The following is a 19,002-nucleotide window of genomic DNA, read 5'->3' as shown; positions in this document are numbered from 1 at the left end:
GTCAGTCGGGTTTGGATTTGTAATCTTCGGCCTCTATAAAGACGCGCTTTACACGGGGGAAGCGTTCACGGATCTCACGGGTGATGGCTGCGATGGCCTGCTCTATGGCCCCCGCGCCGAGGTCCCCGTGGAAATCAAGGCTCAGGTTAACCAGGATGAACTGGGGACCCATATGCATGGTGAGGGTTTCGTTGACGGTCTTTACCTCCCTGTGTTCACCCGCAATGCCGCGAATGCCTTCCACGATGCGCGGGTCGGCGCTCTCGCCTATAAGCAGTCCCTTGGTTTCCCAGGCCAGCCAGCCCGCGGTGATGGCCAGGATGCCGCCGATGAACACCGAGGCCACTCCGTCGTAGACGGGATTACCGGTCCACTGCGCCGCCGCGATGCCCAGGAAAGCCACGATCAGGCCCAGCATGGCGGCGGAGTCTTCGAAAAGCACCACGAAGGTGACCGGATCCTTCTCCTTGCGGATGGTCTCCACGTAGCCTCGTCCGCGACGCTGTTTCTCGAATTCCCGCCAGGCAAAGAACCAGGCGAAGGCCTCGAAGACCATGGCCAGTCCCAGCACGATGTAGTTGGGCATGGGATTGGTAATGATGTGGGGATCCATGATGCTGTGTATCCCCTCGTAGATCGAGATGCCGGCCCCCACGGCAAAAATGGTGATGGCCACCACAAAGCTCCAGAAGTAGATCTCCTTGCCGTGGCCGAAGGGGTGGGTGGCGTCGGCCGGCTTTTTAGCCCGCTTGAGTCCCAGCAGCAGGAGTACCTGGTTGCCGGTGTCCACGACCGAGTGGATGCCTTCGGTGAGCATGGCCGAGCTCCCGGTAAGGAAGGAGGCCGTGAATTTGGTGATGGCGATGAGTCCGTTGCCGACCAGGGCGGCGTAGATGACTTTTTTGGATCCTGAGGCCATAGAATAACAATAAGAGCTCGAATTCGTGTACTTCGAAGGCAATACTAGTGAAAATTATCAAGCTATAAAAAGAAGTCGACCATGAATTTCACTCGCCTGATCAGATGTCCTATCATCATAATGATATTGCTGCTGCCTGTGGTAGCCGCCTCGCAACCGGCTCCTTTCAGCGGACTGGAAGACACCCTCGAACTTCGCCTGCAGGAGGGGTATTTCACTGGCATCAGCATGGCCTACCTCGACCGTTCGGGAGAGGTCACATTTTATTCCATGGGACACCGCGGACCATCCAAGCAACAACCTGTTGACGAGCGCACCGTGTACGAAATTGGGTCCGTCACCAAAACCTTCACAGCCTTGCTGCTTGCACAGATGGACCGCCAGGGAGAACTGAACCTGCATGATCCCATTTCAGCGTTTCTTCCGGACAGCCTGGACCTGCCCGGCACTCAGGACCAGCCGATTAGGCTGGAGCATCTGGCCACCCATACCTCTGGGCTGTCCAGGCTGCCTTCCAATCTCTCACCGCGCGATCCTGCCGATCCTTATGCAGATTATACTGTGAGCAAGCTCTATCGCTATCTTGAAGGAGCGACACTTCAGCATTCGCCTGGAAACGCCTATGCCTACTCCAACCTGGGAATGGGACTGCTCGGACATATTCTGGAGCGCCATGCCGGGAGAAGTTATGAAGAGCTTGCTCGCGATATGATCAGCCGGCAAATCGGCATGCAGCAGACCGGAATTTCCCTGTCTCCATCTGACACTACTCTCCAGGCTCGTCCTACCAGCTACGGGCGCCTTGTAAAGGCGTGGAATTTGGGGGTTTTGGCAGGAGCCGGGGGACTTAGGTCATCCACTAAGGACATGGCCGCATACCTTTCAGCGGTTTCAGGGTCGGGGCCCGGGTCCCTGGAAGAAGCTGCCGAGATGACCCGCCGAAGTTATTTCTCACCCGACCGGTCTCACCATCAGGAGATGGGCCTGGCCTGGTTTATCTCGACCGAAGCCGATACCATTTTCTGGCATGGCGGCGGTACGGGAGGATTCCGTGCTTTTGCGGGTTTCAACCAGGAAGACGGGACCGGGGCCGTGATTCTGAGTAACGGGACGGGCGACATTAATGATCTGGGGCTCCATTTGCTGGACCGGCGTAATGAGCTGCGGCAAGTCCGCCGCACAGAGGAAGTCCCTCGCGAACGTCTCAGGTCTTATGCCGGTACCTACCGTACACCCCAGGGACTGATCTTTAAGGTCAGGCTTCATGAAGAAGGGCTCAGGGTACAGCTGCCGGGGCAGCCCGAGCACCGGGTCTTTGCCGACTCCGAGACCCGCTTCTTCTACCGGGTCGTACCCGCGGAAATCGAATTTTATGGCGCTAAATCCGAGCCGGCCGACTCCTTGACTTTATATCAAAACGGCCAGGAAATCACCGCTGAGCGCATGGGAGGAAATTGAACCGACCCGCACGCCCCTGGCTCCCCTGGTCGGTGAGCAGGGATTGACGGTTTGCAATTTAGAAATCGAGGGAGAGCCCGAAGGTCCAGTTGCGCCCGGCCGCAGGCTCGTAGTAGCGCCCCCCAAAGGCATTCACCACCACCGAGCCGTTGTAGCGGTGGTCCAGCACGTTGTTTACCTCCAGGAAGGGATGCAGGGTGAGGCCGCTCCCGGCGCCCGGATTGCTGCGGTAACTAAGCCGGGCGTCCAGAACCTGGTAGCGGTCGTTCCAGGCGGTGTTGAGATTATCCACCGGGTGCCGGCTCACCATTTCGTGTGAGAGGGAGGCGCGCCATCCCGATGCCTGCCAGCGCAGGGTGGTGTTGAGGCGGTGCCGGGCCACGCCAGGCACCGATTTTCCGGCCAGAGAGAAACCATCCAGGGTGGCGGCCTCGACGAAGGCGGCGTCGGTCAGGTTCCAGGTGGACGATAGGGTGAGGGAGGGGAGGATCCGGGCCTCCACGCGGGCCTCCACGCCCCGGTGACGGGTTTCGCCCTGGTTGCGGTAGAAAACCGGTCCGTCGGCGGCCAGCTGGTAGGGAAAGAGCAGGTCGCGAATCCACATCTGGTAGAGGGTCAGCTCCCATGAGAGCGGGCTGTTCACCAGCTCGCCCCGCATACCGAGGTCCACCGATGTGGTATGTTCGGGACGGATATCGGGATTAAAGCCCTCCCCGCCGCCGGGACGGTTTACCAGCTCGGTGGTGGTGGGCGCCTCGAAGCTGGTGCCGAGATTGGCGAAGAGGCTGGCCGCGCCGAGATCCCAGCGCACGCCCACGCCTGGACTGAGGGCCTGAAAGCTGCGCTCGCCCTCGGCCCCCGAGGCGCGGGCATCGCTGGCGAAGGCGAGGCGGTCCAGGCGGAGGCTGCCCAGCAGGGCCAGGTCGCCGGGCCCCCAGGCTGCGGAGGCGAACAGGGCCTGGTTCCAGACGGTTTCCAGCTGGTCGATCTGTACGCCTCCGCGGCTTCCGCTATCGTTTCCGAATTCCACGCGGTCGTCACGCTGGAGCTTGACCTCGGCCCCTGCTTTCCAGGTAATCTCGTCGTATTCACGCTCCAGGCCGGCACGAAGTCCCCCGGACAGGCGGTCCACGGTAATAATGGCGAAGGGGAGGGGATTGCGCAGGTCGCGGCGGATGCCGTAGGCCGACAGGGTTAGATCGCCCAGCCCGGTGTCGGCCAGGTAGCGCAGGCCGGCCTGTCCCTGGGTCATGCTCTTGCCGGCCCCTGCCTCCACGAAGGAGGGGACCGCTGTGCGGGGCTCCTCCTTCGCCTGCTGCCTGGAAAGTCCGCTGGGATGTTCGGCGAAGGGCATGTGCACCATGGCGCCGGAATACTCCAGTGTGCCCCCGCCGGAAATCTCCACACGTCCGGTAAGTCCCCCGCGCCAGAGGCGTGCCGAGGAGTAGTTGCGGAAGCCGGGATCGTCCAGGAAGGAGCCGTATGCGCTGAATGCGTGCCGCTCGCCCGCCTGACGGTACTGCGCTTCGGTGCGGGCCATGCCGTAGGAGCCGCCGAGCGCGCGCAGATGCAGCCCGTCGCCGGCCGAATAGCCGGGATCGGTTGAGAGGTAGAGCACCCCGCCGCTGGCATTGCCCCAGAAGGAGGAGGCGGGCCCGCGAATGAGTTCGGCGCGCCTCACGAAGGCGGGGTCCACGATGTTGATCATCGACTGTCCGTCGGCCACGGTGAGGGGCACTCCGTCAAGGATGACCTGTATGCCTCGCACCCCGAAGGCGGCCCTCCATCCGAGTCCGCGTATGGTCATGCGTTCGCCCAGGGCGTAGTTGCGGCGGTTGTTCACCCAGAGACCGGGCAGCTGCTGCCCGATGCCCGAAAGAGAGAGGCTGGAACCGTGGTTCAGGGAAGCCCTGTCACGGTTTGCGATGGCCAGGGCAAGGGGGGCGTCGGCAGAGCTGATCACCGAACGCACGCCCACGACCTCGATGGCTTTCAGGTGGGTCGCGAGGGTGTCGCCGACGGCGGCGGTGCTGTCCTGGGCGGAGAGCAGGCCGGGCAGCATGAGCAGTGCGGCAAGCAGGCAGGTCTTATTCATTTTCTTCGATTTGTCTTTCGATTGGCCGTGCGAGACGTATCCGGCACGTTATTGCAACCTGAGCGCGCCAAGTCCCATTCCGGCGGCTACATCTTTTAACATGCACGAAGCCCCCTTTTGGAATTACATCCAATTATTATGTATCGTATTCCTCTCGTTTTCGTAGAACCGTACACATGATGGACGCCGCACCCCGCATATCGCACCCCGAGAGTCCCTGGAAATCGTTCTTCCGGCGGCATTTTGAATGGTGCGCCCTGGCGGCCGGCCTGCTGCTCATGGCCGCCATCGACCCCTACACTGCGAGGGAGGGGGGATTCTGCCTGCTGGAGTGGGCGGGGATGAGCTGGTGCCCGGGCGAGGGCCTGGGACGGTCGGTAGCCCTGCTCATGCGGGGCGACCTTGCGGCTTCTCTGCAGATGCACTTCATGGGCATTCCCGCTGTAAGTATCATGGGGGGAAGGATATCTTACCTGGTACACCTGAATATTCAGCATAAACCCAACAACGGAGACTTGTTATGGCGCGAATGATAGACTATCTGCCCGAGCTGGAAGGCGACGAGGCAGCCTACATAGGCAAAATGATGGAAAATATGGACGAAGAACAGGCCCGGCGCTTCAGCAGCGTCTACCGGGCGCGGCGCAAGGATCCCCAGATCGTGCTGCTTACCGCCATCATCGGCTTTTTCGGGGTGGCCGGCGTCCACCGCTTTATCATCGGCCACGTGGGCATGGGCATTCTCTATCTGCTCACCGGCGGGCTCTGCCTGATTGGCACCATCGTCGACCTGATCAACTACCGCAACCTGGCCTTCGAATACAACCGCGATGTGGCCCGCGACGTGACCGGCATGATCTAGCCTCCTCTTCCTGGGGCGCGGAACCGGATTCGCCCGGTACGGCCCTATAACTGGAAGATGCGGTTTACGTTGAACCCGAAGCGGAAATCGCCCGCCCAGAAATCGGTGTTGGTGTGCGAGATGGCGTACTGTTCGGTATGCCATTGGGTATTGCTGAAAAAGAGCTGGAAAACGTGTCCCCCGGTCTCAATATCCAGTCCCACCGAAAAGGCGTTGTGCGCCCCCTCGAATCGGTCGCCGACCACCGGAAGCCATTCGGCGAAGAAGGCGTAGCGATCGCTGAGCCGGTATTCCGCTCCCACGCCGAGTCCGGCCAGCGTGCCGTCATTTCCGGGCAGGGGAGAGGCGAACCAGCTTACCATCGGGGAGATCTGCAGGCTGAAGGCATCCCCGAAGCTTCGTGCGGCCATCAACGCGGCTGTTCCGCTCAGGTCGTCCGACAGCGGACGACGGTTCTCCACGGTGGTCACGCCCAGGTCGCCCTTCAGGCTCAGGCTGAGCGGCGGGGCGCCGTCGGAACCCTGCCGCAGGAGGACCAGCTGGGTGCGCAGATCCACTACCTTCTCGAACGTGGTCCGTCCGATGCCCAGCGACCACTGGTCGGTAAGCCCGAAATCGAGTCCCAGTCGCACGTTGGGCGGGGAATCCAGTCCGAAGAAGTTCTGCAGCGTGCGGTTGCTTAGCACCCCGAAGGAGTGCATAATGGTCACGTTCATGTTGCCGGCGGGCACCTGCTGCACGGTTCCGGTAGCCACCAGCCCGTGCGTCCAGAAGATCTCCTCTACCGGCGGACGGATGTCCGCCCGCTCCCTTTCCATCTGGGCGTGGGCCGGCAGGAAGAGCAGGGTAAGGATCGTGGTAAGAAGCAGGGTTTGGATGCGCATGGTTCAGTTGTTTTCAGGTTGAAGGGTGGCTTGCAGCTCGATCTCGATCTCCTCGCTTACGCGGTAGAAGAGAATGCCGGGCGGCTTGATATCATAGTCGGTCATATTGAGGGTCCACGAGGCCTCCACCGCCAGGCCCTCGGGGGTGCGGTTCAGCGTGCCCTCCACAGTAATCTCCCGAGAGATGCCATGAATGGTGAAGGTGCCTTCCGCGGACACCTGCTGCGCGCCTTCGGCCTGCAGGTTGACGGGGGTAGTGAGCTTGCCGTAGAACTCCGCAAAGGGATGTTCCTCGGTTTCAAGCGTCTGGCGCATGTCCTTGTCCCTTTTGGCAATACCCGTTTCGAGGGTAATCAGGTCCACGTAGAAGTCCACCGTGGAGTCGGCCAGGCTGATGCGGCCGTTCAACGTCTCGGAGGTGCCTGTAAAGGCGTGCAGCGGCACCGAGGAGTGGAAAGCCACGTGTCCCGATTCGGTACGGAAAGCCTGGGCGCCGGCCGTCGAGGCGCATATCAGCGTCAGGAGCAGTCCGGCGGCGGCCCCCCTTGTCAGGATAGCGGAGATATTTGACATGACACTAGTTGTCTTGGGCGCCTTCGTCAATCCATTCGACGATCAGGTCGATGTCATCCTGTGAAAGGGTCCCACCCTCCAGCGGCATTCGATCACCGAATTCGGGGTTGGCGTTGATCTTGTCGACGATGGGGGAGGCTTCCTGCGAGCCGTCGCCGGGCTCTACTATTTCCTTGCCGTACTGTTCACCCACGGAATTCATCACATTGCTGTAGCTGGTGAGATTCACGCCGCTTTCGAAGGGTTCGCTCAGGTGACAGCTGGATCCGCCGCAGCTGGTGCTGAGGATCTGACTTACGTTGGTCCAGGTAGGTTCGCGTTCCGTTGGAGGGGGCGTACCGCCACCTCCTCCGTCGTCATCGTCCATAGCCGAGGTGGAGTTGTCCCCGCAGGCCGCCAGAACGGCCAGGCAGAGTACGGCTGCACCGGTCAGGCGCAGGAATCGCATGCGTATCGTTGCTTTCATAGCTTCGTGATCAAGTTTAATGTTCGGATTATTTAATATTAAACAATAGGGGCAAAAAAACGCGATCTTTCAGCATCACGCTACCCGCATCTGAATAACTAAGCAGGGAACTGATTATTATATTCCGACTCTACGACACCCTGCCCGGGGGGGCGCAACACCGACGGTGTTTTTGCCGTACATGATGCAAACGTCCGCACCAACATCCCGTGCCATGAGAACACATTCGCCATACCTGACCTCCCTCGGAGCCCTTTTCCTGGCCCTGCTCATGCTGGCTCCCCGGCCCCTGGCCGCGCAGCAGGATCCCTACCAAGTTCGGACCTTCCGCGCGGGCGAGACGCCCGTGGTTCGGGTGCACACTCCTACCGGTGATATCGAGGTGATCGGCGAGGAGGGCAGGGAGGAGGTGCGCATCGAGATGTACGTGAACCGCGGTATTTCTGTTTGGACGCGCAGCGGCAACCTCGACAACTACCGTATCACCACCGCCCAGCGCGGCCGGGAAATCCTCGCCTCCGTGGAACCCAAAGGAAGTTTCGGGGGCGACCACGTGCGTTTCAGCTACCGCGTGCTCACCCCGCCCGGGGTTGCGCTGCGCCTGCAGACCTCCAACGGCGACATCGATGTGGAGGGGGTCACCGGGGAGCGGCAGGACCTGTCAACCAGCAGCGGCGACATCACCGTGCGCAGCAGCAGCGGGGTGATCCGCGGCAACACCAACCGGGGCGATATCTCCCTGGAGAATTTCCGCGGTGAGATACGCCTGCGTATATTGGGCGGAGCGATTGACGCCGAACGCATTACCGGCGACATGGTGGCCGAGATCACCCGGGGTGACATTCGCGCCCAGTTCGACCGCGTCAACCTGGGCATGCGTCTGGAGACCACAAGGGGGGACATCGCCGTCCGCCTGCCGGTGCAGCCTTTTGAATTTGACCTGCGCGGCAGCGAAGTGCGTTTCAGCACCAGCGGTTCTTTTGAGGGCATCCGCCGCAGTGACCTGGTGGAAGGCTCGCTGCGTGAAGGCGGGGGTCCGCGCATCATCCTCCGATCCACTTCAGGCACGGTCTCTGTCGAAACCGAATAATCAGGGCATCAACATTGAGGGCACTACGAACACCATTCCAGAGGGGAAAAGGGGACAGGCTGCCGGGCCGTATCGCTGCGCTGCTTGCGCTGCTGGCCTTTGCATTGCAGGCATCCCCCGCCGCGGCGTGGCAGCAGGCCGATTTTCCCGCGATGACCGGTGATGCCGACAGCGTGCCCGTCTGGTCGGCCGACGACTTTCACCCCACCGACAGCGTGCTTTCCCTGGGCAGCTACTGGCGTTTCCGGGCCGGCGACAGCCTGCAGTGGGCCTCGCCCTCCTACGACGCCTCCGGATGGGAGGAGGCGAGCACCTATCTGGGTCCCTCCGAACTGCCCTTCCTGGACTGGGAGGGCATAGGCTGGTTCCGCAAGAGACTCAGGGTCGACTCCACCCTGGTCAACCATCCACTCGCCCTGGTGCTCTCCCCGCACAACGGGGCTTCCGAGATATACCTGGATGGAGAGCTGATCTACCATCTCGGGGAGGTGTCGGTCTTCGCCGAGGACTACCGGCCCTACCGCGACCGCCGGCCCAGACCCGTGGTCCTGCCCGACACCGGCGTGCACCTGCTGGCTGTCCGTTACGTGAACCACGACGCGCAGACCTACCTGGAGCGTGGCTACACACCAGGCTTCGGCTTGCAGCTGGGCGACATGGAGGCTCATCTCAAACAGGCTTTGGGCTGGACGGAGCGCCATTCACGGCTCACCCTTTTCTTCGGAGGGCTCCTGCTGGCCTTTACCGGCATCCACTTTCTGTTGTTTGCCTTTTATCCCGGCGAGAAGCGAAACCTCTACTTCGCCCTCTTCACCGGACTGCTGGCCCTGGTCACCTGGCTGCGCTACCGCGGCGACCACACCCACTCACCGCTCGAAGTGGTGGACCTCGGGGTCTACCACGAGGTAGCCTGGCTGATGATGCTCGTTTTCGCCCTACGCTTTGCCTACAGCCTCTTCTACAAGAAGGTACCACTGTTATTCTGGGGCTTTCTGGCAGCCGGGGTCCTGCTGGCGGGCGCCTCCTGGAGCGGGGAGGGGGGACTCGCCTCCTATCACGATTTCTTCGTGCTGGCGGTGCTGCTGGAGATCGGCCGTGTGCTGGCCGTCTCCTTCTGGCACAAGCGTCAGGGCGTCTGGATCATCGGAACCGGACTGTTCTGTTTTACCGGCGGCATGCTTTACACCTCCCTGGTCAATCTGAACATGGTGGCTGGCGATCCCGTCTACGGGGGGATCTACGGCGCCATTCTGCTCATATTCACCATGTCGGTCTTCCTCTCTCGCGACTTTGCGCGTACCCAGCGTCGCCTGGAGCACAAGCTAATCGAAGTGAAGCATCTCTCGGAGCGATCCCTGGAACAGGAGCGCATGAACAAGAAGAAGGAGCTGGAGCGCAAGCTGCTGGAGGCCGAAAACGAGCGCAAGACCCGGGAGCTGGAGGAGGCGCGGGCCCTTCAGCTCTCCATGCTGCCGAAGAACCTGCCGGAGAGCAGCCACTGGGATATTGCCGTCTTCATGGAGACCGCGCAGGAGGTGGGGGGCGACTACTACGACTTCAGCCTGGACAAAAACGGGCAGATGACTGTGGCCCTGGGCGACGCCACCGGACACGGCATGAAGGCCGGCATCATTGTGGCCACGGCCAAGAGCTATTTCCATACCCTTGCCGGCGACCGCGACAACCTGGACTTGCTTCGGCGCATGTCCTCGGGTATTCGCAACATGGATCTCAAGCTGCTCTACATGGGCATGACCTTGGTCAATTGCCGCAGGCATCGCGTGGAGATCACCGCCGCGGGCATGCCTCCGATCCTGGTCTACCGCAGCGCTCCGGCCGAGGTGGAAACCGTTACCATCAAGGGCATGCCCCTGGGCACCCGCATCGACTACCCCTACGAGAACCGGGAGCTCCAGCTGCAACCTGGCGACGTGATGCTGCTGATGAGCGACGGACTGATGGAGCTTTTCAACGAGCAGCGCGAGCTGCTGGGACTCAACCGCATACGCCAGGCCTTCGAGGAGGTGGCTGAGTCGCCCGCCAACAACATTCTCTCGCGTCTCAACCGGCTTATTGACCAGTGGTCGGGACGCGCCTCCCACGAAGACGATATTACCATTCTGGTTATGAAGGCGCGGTAGCTTGCCCTGCAACATTCCGCCGGGTGGTTCCGTACCAAATCATGTAATCTATAAACGGTATCATGTAATCCATAAACGGTAGGAAAAGGCCATGACAGCATTCACCCGTTACCTCGCTCTCTGTATCCTAACCCTGGTTTTTGCCTCCGCCGCCTTCGGCCAGCAGTCCGGCTCCAAGAGCAACAAGGAGGAAGATCCCTTCAAGGAAGACCCGCTCTTTTCGCGCTCGCTGAGCGATCTGCTGCGCCTGCCCTCGGACAGCAGCGAGGGCGACCGCCACTATTTCGGCGACCTCTATCAATATGGCCTTGACTACGAGGCTACTCTGGAGGCGGGTCCCTACAGCTCAAACGCGCTTTACGGCACCTATCCCACCATGCCCATGCTACACTATAACCGCGTGGACGGCCTGTTTCTGGGACTTAGAAAGGAGCGTATGCAATGGTATCACGACGACTGGCTGCTGGGCATCCCCAATATGAACGTACATGGAATGCTGGGCTATGCCTTTGCCCTGGCCGACTGGCAGTACAGTATTGGGCTGGAGCGTTTCCTGGGCGACAGGCGCCACGTGCTCATCGGCGGGGAGTACCACAGTGGCACCACCACCGACGACTACTGGCGCGTGGGTCTCAATGAAACCAGCTTCACCTCTTTTTTCGGAGGGTACGACTACCATGACTACTACAAGCAGCAGGGTTGGGGCGCTTGGACCCTCCTGCGAAGTACACGCCTTTTTGAGGGTGGGCTTGCCTATAACAGCGACCGTTACAGCAGTCTTGAGCGTCAGACCGGCTGGGCCCTCTTCGGCGCGGGGGGACGATATCGTCCCAATCCCCCCGTGGAATACGTGAACGGGCTTGCCGTGGAGCAGGTGGATATCTCCGCACTGACCGCCTCGGTCTCATTCAACCCCAAGCGGCTGGTACTGGAGCCACGCTTTACCTTTTCGGCCGCATTGGAGGCTGAATTTGCCGATCCCGGCCTGGGCCGCTCCGATTACTCCTATGAGCGCTACCAGGCCGAGCTGCTCACCTTTTATAATTTCGAGCGGGGCGGCATGTTCAAGCACCGCCTGCGCATCGGAAGCATAACCGGAGAGGTCCCCTTCATGAAGTCCTTCCAACTGGGTGGTATCGGCTCCCTGCGGGCCATTCCCTATAAGTCGCTCAACGGCGGGATGCCCGGCAACCAGATGATTCTGAGCACCACCGAGGTGCATTTCGGTTCACCCGACTTTGGAAACCGCGACTGGATTGACTTCGACGAGCTCTACCTGAGCCTATTCCTCGATTCCGGGTGGACCAGCTACAGCTCCGAGCTGGAGGAGGGCACCGACCCCTTTGCAGGCTTCAGCGACTTCCGCTTCGGCGACCTCTACCATAACGCCGGGGTGGGCTTGGGTTCCAGCCTGGTGCGATGCGAGCTTGCCTGGGATCTGGAGAACACCTCCCGCGCACCCGTCTTCTGGGTCCGTTTCAATCCCACCTTCTGACGCCCCCCCCCTTGCGGCAGATCTGCGCCATAAAAAAAGCATCCAGCCGGTCAAGGCTGGATGCTTTTCTTTAGGGCATTTGGTGCTTATGTAGCAACCAAATAATTGCTCTTCCATCAGCCTGTTACGGCCAAAGCGAGGAAATGTTACAATCGGCTGCGGCCGTCCTGCCCGGCCGGTGGGGGGTGACTGGACCCCTACTATTTCGTACCTTGAAGTGGACCCCGAATATCCAATGGCGCCGTGAACCTGACCGACTACATACCCTGCACCCGCAAAGAACTCGCTGGCGGACTGGCGCTGCTCTCCCTTGCTTTGGCGCTGGTGGGCGGACACCGCCTCTCTCGTCTCACCAACGCCCGCGCCATCTATTCCGAGGAGCCCGTATCCATCTACCTGGAGGAGAACTCAGACCTGGAGACCCTGGGCGGCATGTTGGCTGACTCGGGTGTGGTGCACAGTCGTGAGGAGCTGGTTTGGGCCGGAAGGCTGCTGGGATGGAATAGTTTCTCAGAGGGCCATTACCAGGTGGAGGGAGGCTACTCCTACGAGGTCTTCCTGTCGAGAATGTCGCGCGGCATACAGGACCCCGTATCGGTGACTATATTACCCGGCATCACCCGGGAGCGGCTGGTGCGCAGCCTGTCGGGCCAGCTGAAATTCGATTCCCTTTCGGTGCAGGCCGCCCTGGCCGATACGGCGCTGCTGCGGCAACTGGGCATAGGCAGCCGCGGGCTAATGGGGAAGATGCTGCCCGAAACCTACTCCATCTACTGGACCTCCCCGCCCGAGAGCGTGCTCCGGCGCGTGGTAAGCGAATTTGAACGGGTGGTCCTGGACGAGTACGGTGCGCGCATCGAAGAGGTGGAGCTGAACCTTGAGGAGGTGCTCACGCTGGCCTCCATCGTAGAGTGGGAGGCCACGCGCGAAGACGAGAAGGAGATGATCAGCGGACTCTACTGGAACCGGCTGAACCGCGGAATGCGCCTGCAGGCTGACGCTACGGTCAACTATGCGCTGGGCGAGCGCCGCCGCCTGCTCTACGAAGACTACAGCTACGAGCATCCTTACAATACCTATGTGGTCGACGGACTGCCCCCCGGTCCGATCACCAATCCAAGTCGATCCTCCATCGAAGCTGCGCTATACCCGGCCGACCACGACTACCTCTACATGGTGGCCAGCCCCGACGGCTACCACGTATTCTCGGAGACCTTTGAAGAGCACAGGCGGCAGAGCGCCAAGTGGCGCGAGTGGCTGGAAGAGCAGTACCGCATCAAGGCGCAGCAGGACTCCTCGCAGGAGATCAACAGCTGAAGGCGGTCTTCCCAACCTCAGTTGGAGGCGTCCCCTGAACCGGATCCCTGCATCGTAATCGCCTCCCCGCCGGATCCGAGCCGCATGAAATAGACGTGGCTGTTTACGTGCCCTCCCTTGAAACGAATGGTGTTGGCCAGCCCGGGCAGGGCCGGTCCCAGCGAGAGTTCCTCCTTCAGCAGGGCGGGATTCTGAACCCGTCCCAGGGTGCGCAGGAGGTAGGTGGCCGCGTCGTAACCGATGCGTGCGAAGCGGTTGGGATCCCGTTCGAAACGCTCCCGGAACCGCTGGTCGAACTCCTGCACCTGGGTCCTCTGCGCATCGGTGTAAAAGCTCTCGGTGAAATAGACCGGGCGATTTCCCACGCGCGATTCGGGAAGATCCGAGGTGCCCCATTCGGGGGAGCCAAGCACCGGGATGCCAGGGTTCATGGCGTTCAGATCAATCATCAGAAGCTCCATCAAGGTGCCGGATGCCTGACCGGTGAAGGGTGCATAGACGGCTTCGACGGGATGGAAATGGAGGGAGTCAATGACGGCTGAATCGGCCGTGAAATATCGCGTGTATTCGGTAATCTCGTAGCCGGTTGCCTCCAGGTTTTCACTGAAGAAATAGCTGACCTTGCCGCCCATCCTTTCGAACTCTTCACGGAAAGCGTAAGCCGCGTTTTCGCCGCTGGTGCCACTTTCGGCCATCACCGCCAGGGTGTCAAGGCCCAGCTGTTGGTGGGCGAATCGCGCCATCTGTTGTCCATGGGTTGCGTAGGTGGGATTGGACTGAAAGACGTAGGGATTGTCAAAATTGAGGGAGTCGGAGTTGGCCAGCGGCGCCAGCAGGGGAATGCCGTAGGATTCGGCGTAGCTTGCCATGGGGGCGGCGGCCTCGGAGAAAAGGGGTCCAAGGATGGCCTCGGCGTTCACCTGCCATGCGAAATCGGTCATGATGCGGTCCACCGAGTCTGCGCTGGCACGGGTGCCGGTGTTGCGGTGACGCAGGACGGCTCGCACGCGGGGATTTTGCCGGTTGTAGTCGTCCACTGCCATCAGGTAGCCGTAGTAAAGTCCCTGTGACACGCCGAAGGCGCTGTCGTCGGACGGGAAGAGGGGCAGAGCCACGCCGATGTCGAATACCATACCCTCGGGAGCGCGTAGGGGTGGCGTGCCCGAGGTACGGGTGTGATAGGTGAGCGAGTCGGCCGTCGTGTCTAGCAGGCGTCCGATGCGGTCACCTTCCTCTCCCTCCGGCACCGAGGCGGCGTAGGTCTGCGCAAGTACCCGGGCGGTGGACCAGGGCACCCTTCCCAGGGCGGTACGCACAAGGTCGAACCGGACCTGCGGGCTGGTGGTGCGCCGGAACGCCTCGCGGCGCTGGTTCACCGTGAGATAGCCCAGCAGCTCGCTGTAGCGTTGCTCGGCGTCGGACGCGAGCTCGGCATTGGAGGCCTGGGCAAGGGTCTGCCAGGTCTCAAGCGCCCCGGCGAAATCCTCCAGTTGAAGGTAGGCAAGGCCGGCCGTGTATCGGGCTTCGCGGTAGACGTCAGGGTCGGCTTCGGCGCTGTCCACGGCTTCAAGTACGGCCTTGGCGCGAAGGTAGCGGCCCAGGGCGAACCAGCTCTTGCCTGCGAAGAGGCGGGCGCGTTCGCCGGGAAGCTCTCCGAAGTGAGCGGCGGCCTCCTGGTACTGCTGCTGCTGGTACAGGTTGAGCGCCCGGTCGAAATCCTGGGCCCGGAGCTGGGGAACGCCCAGAAGGAGGGCCAGCAGCAGGAGGGCCAGCGGGCGAAGGGAATGGGGAAGTCGCATGGTTCAGGTCCTTGCTTGGTTGCCGTGGGTTGCCGTGTACATGGTTGTAAACCTTGGACGCCGGAAAATGTTCTGTCCTATTCCCACTCGATGGTGGAGGGGGGCTTGGAACTCACGTCGTAGACCACCCGGTTGATGCCGGGCACCTCGTTGATAATGCGGTTGGAGACGCGGGCCAGGAAAGGGTGTGGCAGGTGCGCCCAGTCGGCGGTCATGCCGTCCACGCTGGTCACGGCCCGCAGCCCGGCGGTGAACTCGTAGGTGCGCTCGTCGCCCATAACTCCGACGCTCTGTACCGGCAGCAGTACAACAAGGGCCTGCCAGACCTCGTCGTAGAGGCCCGCCTCGCGCAATTCGCTGATGAAAATGTGGTCGGCCTCTCGCAGCATGTCCAGCTTTTCGCGGGTGATGTCGGAGATGATGCGGATGCCCAGGCCGGGTCCCGGGAAAGGGTGGCGGCCTATGAAGTTTTCGGGAATGCCCAGCGTGCGTCCCACCTTGCGCACCTCGTCCTTGAAGAGCTCTCGCACGGGTTCCACCAGCTCCAGGTTCATCTCCTCGGGAAGTCCGCCCACGTTGTGGTGCGATTTGATGGTGGCGGAGGGCCCCTTGAAGGAGATGCTTTCTATGACATCGGGATAGAGGGTGCCCTGGGCCAGGAAGCGGAAGGAGGAGTCGTCGGCTACCTCCTCGTCAAAGACGTCAATGAAGGTGTTTCCAATGATTTTGCGCTTCAATTCGGGGTCGAATACGCCCTCCAGGTTGGCCAGGAAACGGTCGCCGGCGTCAATACCGCGCACCGGCAGGTTCAGCTTATCGCGGTAGAGCCGAAGCACCGTCTCGAATTCGTTCTTGCGCAGCAGTCCGTTGTCCACGAAGATGCACTGGAGCTGGTCGCCTATGGCGCGGTGCAGGATGGTGGCCACCACGGTGGAGTCGACGCCCCCGGAGAGGCCGCAGAGTACGCGGTCGGAGCCCACGCGCTCGCGTATCTCCGATACGGTGGATTCTATAAACGATTCGGGGGTCCAGCTGCCCTCCAGTCCGCAGATATGGCGGACGTAGTTTTCAAGGATCTTCCGGCCGTGTACGGTATGAACCACTTCGGGATGGAACTGCACGCCCCATACGGGCTTCTCGGCCTGACGGACGGCGGCCACGCGTGCGTTGTCGGTATGGGCGATGATGTCGTAGCCGGGCGGCAGCTCGCGAATGTGATCGGCATGGCTCATCCAGACCACCGACTCCTGCGGAATACCGGCCAGCAGGTCGGCGTCGTCGTCCACGATGAGCTCGGAGCGGCCGAATTCCCGCCTTTCAGCCTTCTCCACACTGCCCGGAATAGCGCGGTGGGACAGTATCTGCAGCCCGTAGCAGATGCCCAGTACGGGCACCTCCCAGCTGAAGATATGCTCGTTGAGGTCGGGGGCGTCCTCGTCGTTCACGCTGCTGGGACCGCCGGAAAGAATGACCCCGTGGGGCGGCTGCCCGTCAAAATCGGACAGGTTATGGTTGCAGGGATGGATTTCGCAGTAGACGTTTTGCTCCCGGATGCGACGGGCGATAAGCTGGGTGTACTGGGAGCCGAAATCGAGTATGAGGATCCACGCTTCGGGTCGGTGCTGCATCAGGCGATAATATCTTCATAATCTTCGGCTGACATCAGTTCGTCGAGCTGCGAAGGATCATCAGGTTTTATGGTAATCATCCATCCTTCTCCGTAAGGATCGTCGTTGACCAGCTCGGGCTCGTCTTCCAGCCGGGCGTTGACCTCGGTAATCTCCCCGCTCACCGGGGCAAAGAGATCCGATACGGTCTTGACTGCCTCGACGGTGCCGAAGACCTCTTCGCGGTCTACCTCGGTGCCCTCAGGATCCAGTTCCACGAAAACGATGTCTCCCAGCTCGCCCTGGGCGAAGTCTGTGATGCCCACGGTCAGGGTGCCGTCGCCGTTGTCGCGCACCCACTCGTGTTCGCGGGTGTATTTCAGTTTCTCGGGATTGCTCATGGCTCCTGGCTTCTGGGTGTTAGGATTCGGGGTTGCGGTAGGTGAACTCGTTTTCGAGGTACTTGGTGTGGAAGGTGCCTCTGCGGAAATTCTCGTCGTCCATCAGTTGCAGGTGGTAGGGGATGGTGGTCTTTACGCCCTCGACCACGAATTCAGAAAGGGCACGTCGCATGCGGTTGATCGCTTCCTCACGGGTGGAGGCGCTTACGATGAGCTTGGCGATCATGGAGTCGTAGTGCGGGGGTATGCGGTATCCGGAGTAGGCGTGGGTGTCCATCCTCACACTGTGTCCCCCCGGAAGATGAAATACGGTGATGGTGCCGGGAGAGGGGCGGAAGTTGTGAGCGGGGTCCTCGGCGTTGATGCGGCATTCGATGGCGTGCCCCCGCATTTTCAGGGGTCCCAGGTTCAGCTCCATGCCGGCGGCCACCTTGATCTGTTCGGCCACCAGGTCGCAGTCGGTGATCTCCTCGGTGACCGGGTGCTCCACCTGGATGCGGGTGTTCATCTCCATGAAATAGAAGTTGTGGTCGGCGTCCACCAGGAATTCCACGGTGCCGGCGCCCTCGTAGTCTACCGAAAGGGCGGCGTCCACGGCGGCCTGTCCCATCTCCTCGCGCAGCTCGGGGGTGAGCAGGGGGGAGGGGGCCTCCTCCAGAATTTTCTGGTGACGGCGCTGCAGGGAGCAGTCGCGTTCGCCCAGGTGCACGGCGTTGCCGTGCCGGTCACCCATTACCTGTATCTCCACGTGGTGCGGGTTGACCACAAACTTTTCGATATAGACGCCGGGATTGCCGAAGGCGGTCTCGGCTTCGTTGCGGCAGGTGTCGAAGGCCTGTTCCAGCTTTTCTTCTTCATGGACGATGCGCATGCCGCGTCCCCCGCCGCCCGCCGAGGCCTTGATAATAACGGGATACCCGATGTCGGCACAGATTTTTTTGGCCTCCTCCGGGTCGGTGACCTCCCCGTCGCTGCCGGGCACCACCGGCACGCCGCTGTTGATCATGGTATTCTTGGCCACTGGCTTTGTCGCCCATGCGCTGAATGCTGTCGGGGGAGGGGCCGATGAATGTAAGGTCGTGCTCCCCGCAGATACGGGCAAAATCGGCGTTCTCGGAGAGGAAGCCGTAGCCGGGATGAATGGCCTCCGCATTGGTGATCTCGGCGGCTGCCAGGATGCTGGGAATCTTAAGATAGCTCTCCTTGCTGGATGGGGGACCGATACAGACGGCCTCGTCGGCGAACTTTACATGGAGGCTGTCCTGGTCTGCGGTGGAGTATACGGCCACCGTCCTGATGCCCATCTCCTTGCAGGTGCGGATGATGCGGAGGGCAATTTCGCCCCGGTTGGCAATAAGGATCTTGTCAAACATGCAGCAGAAAAGTTATCCGATGATGAAAAGCGGCTGTTCGTACTCCACCGGCTCGGCGTCTTCGACCAGGATCTTTTTAATCTCGCCGGTGTGTTCCGATTCGATCTCGTTCATGATTTTCATGGCCTCCACGATGCAGAGGGTGTCACCCTTCTCTACCGAATCGCCCACCTTTACGAAGGCGTCGGCGTCGGGGGAGGGGGAGCGGTAAAAGGTGCCCACGATGGGCGAGGTGATCACCTGCCCGTCGATCTCCTTCCCGTCTTCGGAGGGGCCGCCCTGCGCGCCTCCCGAAGGTTCCTCGCCTCCGCCGGACGGGGTTTGGCTGCCTGCGGCGCCTCCCTGCGGCTGCGCGGGCGCCTGCCCTGCCGGCACCTGGTACTGTACGGGCATGGGAGGCTGATCGACCTCGGCTTTCTTTTTGACGCTGATCTTGAAATCGCCCTCCTCGATGGACACTTCGTCCACCTCGCTTTCGGCGATCATATCGAGGATTTTCCTGACTAGTTTTAAATCCATGTC

Annotated in this window: 17 protein-coding genes and 1 pseudogene; 7 read left to right on the top strand and 11 right to left on the bottom strand. The window is 61.2% G+C overall.

The window, feature by feature from the left end:
* Position 1 precedes the first annotated feature (1 nt).
* A complete protein-coding gene (locus U5K31_14870) occupies positions 2 to 919 on the bottom strand; it encodes a cation diffusion facilitator family transporter (GenBank protein MDZ7774004.1) in 918 nt (305 codons plus the stop codon).
* 81 nt (positions 920 to 1,000) lie between these two features.
* Here U5K31_14870 and U5K31_14865 point away from each other — a divergent pair, with 81 nt between their 5' ends.
* Positions 1,001 to 2,377 (top strand): serine hydrolase, encoded by a 1,377-nt coding sequence (locus U5K31_14865; protein ID MDZ7774003.1) that lies wholly within the window; start codon positions 1,001 to 1,003, stop codon positions 2,375 to 2,377.
* Between the two features lie 58 nt (positions 2,378 to 2,435).
* Here U5K31_14865 and U5K31_14860 read toward each other — a convergent pair whose 3' ends face one another.
* Entirely contained in the window at positions 2,436 to 4,472 is a 2,037-nt protein-coding gene (locus U5K31_14860) for a TonB-dependent receptor (protein MDZ7774002.1), read from the bottom strand.
* A gap of 176 nt (positions 4,473 to 4,648) precedes the next feature.
* On the opposite strand from U5K31_14860, the gene U5K31_14855 reads away from it, so the two are divergent.
* Together U5K31_14855 and U5K31_14850 are read left to right on the top strand one after the other, a co-directional pair.
* Positions 4,649 to 5,005 carry a DUF2752 domain-containing protein gene (locus tag U5K31_14855; GenBank protein MDZ7774001.1) on the top strand — a complete coding sequence of 119 codons (357 nt, stop codon included), beginning with the start codon at positions 4,649 to 4,651 and terminating at the stop codon, positions 5,003 to 5,005.
* Entirely contained in the window at positions 4,993 to 5,334 is a 342-nt protein-coding gene (locus U5K31_14850) for a TM2 domain-containing protein (GenBank protein ID MDZ7774000.1), read from the top strand. The genes U5K31_14855 and U5K31_14850 overlap by 13 nt, the downstream gene beginning before the upstream one ends.
* Positions 5,335 to 5,378: 44 nt before the next feature.
* Here the strand turns inward: U5K31_14850 and U5K31_14845 are convergent, their stop codons facing one another.
* From U5K31_14845 to U5K31_14835, 3 genes are read right to left on the bottom strand one after another with little or no spacing between them, the layout of a single operon-like run.
* Positions 5,379 to 6,218 (bottom strand): DUF5777 family beta-barrel protein, encoded by an 840-nt coding sequence (locus U5K31_14845; protein ID MDZ7773999.1) that lies wholly within the window; start codon positions 6,216 to 6,218, stop codon positions 5,379 to 5,381.
* 3 nt (positions 6,219 to 6,221) lie between these two features.
* Positions 6,222 to 6,791, bottom strand: a complete 570-nt coding sequence (locus tag U5K31_14840) for a YceI family protein (protein ID MDZ7773998.1) — start codon at positions 6,789 to 6,791, stop codon at positions 6,222 to 6,224.
* A 4-nt stretch (positions 6,792 to 6,795) separates the two neighbouring features.
* Positions 6,796 to 7,257, bottom strand: coding sequence for a hypothetical protein (locus U5K31_14835; protein ID MDZ7773997.1), 462 nt, complete (start codon positions 7,255 to 7,257; stop codon positions 6,796 to 6,798).
* Positions 7,258 to 7,471: 214 nt separating this feature from the next.
* Between U5K31_14835 and U5K31_14830 the strand changes: the two genes are divergently transcribed.
* The 4 genes from U5K31_14830 (at position 7,472) to mltG (ending at position 13,300) form a co-directional block, all read left to right on the top strand.
* Positions 7,472 to 8,347, top strand: a complete 876-nt coding sequence (locus U5K31_14830) for a DUF4097 family beta strand repeat-containing protein (GenBank protein ID MDZ7773996.1) — start codon at positions 7,472 to 7,474, stop codon at positions 8,345 to 8,347.
* A gap of 14 nt (positions 8,348 to 8,361) precedes the next feature.
* On the top strand, positions 8,362 to 10,488 hold the full coding sequence (locus U5K31_14825; protein MDZ7773995.1) for a SpoIIE family protein phosphatase: 2,127 nt from the start codon (positions 8,362 to 8,364) through the stop codon (positions 10,486 to 10,488).
* 91 nt (positions 10,489 to 10,579) lie between these two features.
* Positions 10,580 to 11,983 (top strand): hypothetical protein, encoded by a 1,404-nt coding sequence (locus U5K31_14820; GenBank protein ID MDZ7773994.1) that lies wholly within the window; start codon positions 10,580 to 10,582, stop codon positions 11,981 to 11,983.
* A gap of 243 nt (positions 11,984 to 12,226) precedes the next feature.
* On the top strand, positions 12,227 to 13,300 hold the full coding sequence (gene mltG / locus U5K31_14815) for an endolytic transglycosylase MltG (GenBank protein MDZ7773993.1): 1,074 nt from the start codon (positions 12,227 to 12,229) through the stop codon (positions 13,298 to 13,300).
* A 17-nt stretch (positions 13,301 to 13,317) separates the two neighbouring features.
* On the opposite strand, the gene U5K31_14810 is transcribed toward mltG, so the two are convergent.
* The 6 genes and pseudogenes from U5K31_14810 to accB form a co-directional block, all read right to left on the bottom strand.
* Positions 13,318 to 15,099: an ABC transporter substrate-binding protein gene (locus U5K31_14810; protein ID MDZ7773992.1), complete on the bottom strand. Its 1,782-nt coding sequence runs from the start codon at positions 15,097 to 15,099 to the stop codon at positions 13,318 to 13,320.
* A gap of 77 nt (positions 15,100 to 15,176) precedes the next feature.
* Positions 15,177 to 16,727 carry a glutamine-hydrolyzing GMP synthase gene (guaA, locus tag U5K31_14805; protein MDZ7773991.1) on the bottom strand — a complete coding sequence of 517 codons (1,551 nt, stop codon included), beginning with the start codon at positions 16,725 to 16,727 and terminating at the stop codon, positions 15,177 to 15,179.
* Positions 16,727 to 17,107, bottom strand: coding sequence for a glycine cleavage system protein GcvH (gene gcvH, locus U5K31_14800; protein ID MDZ7773990.1), 381 nt, complete (start codon positions 17,105 to 17,107; stop codon positions 16,727 to 16,729). Before gcvH ends, guaA begins: the two co-directional genes overlap by 1 nt.
* Positions 17,108 to 17,126: 19 nt before the next feature.
* Positions 17,127 to 18,113, bottom strand: a complete 987-nt coding sequence (locus U5K31_14795) for an ATP-grasp domain-containing protein (GenBank protein MDZ7773989.1) — start codon at positions 18,111 to 18,113, stop codon at positions 17,127 to 17,129.
* Between the two features lie 97 nt (positions 18,114 to 18,210).
* Positions 18,211 to 18,480 (bottom strand): annotated as a pseudogene (locus U5K31_14790) (biotin carboxylase N-terminal domain-containing protein).
* Between the two features lie 12 nt (positions 18,481 to 18,492).
* Positions 18,493 to 18,999, bottom strand: a complete 507-nt coding sequence (gene accB, locus U5K31_14785; protein ID MDZ7773988.1) for an acetyl-CoA carboxylase biotin carboxyl carrier protein — start codon at positions 18,997 to 18,999, stop codon at positions 18,493 to 18,495.
* Between the last annotated feature and the right edge of the window lie 3 nt (positions 19,000 to 19,002).

The sequence above is a fragment of the Balneolaceae bacterium genome, assembly GCA_034521445.1.
In the GTDB taxonomy this organism is placed as follows: domain Bacteria; phylum Bacteroidota; class Rhodothermia; order Balneolales; family Balneolaceae; genus JAXHMM01.
The sequence above is the reverse complement of the archived record's forward strand: the minus strand, read 5'-3'. Positions and strand labels throughout refer to the sequence as shown.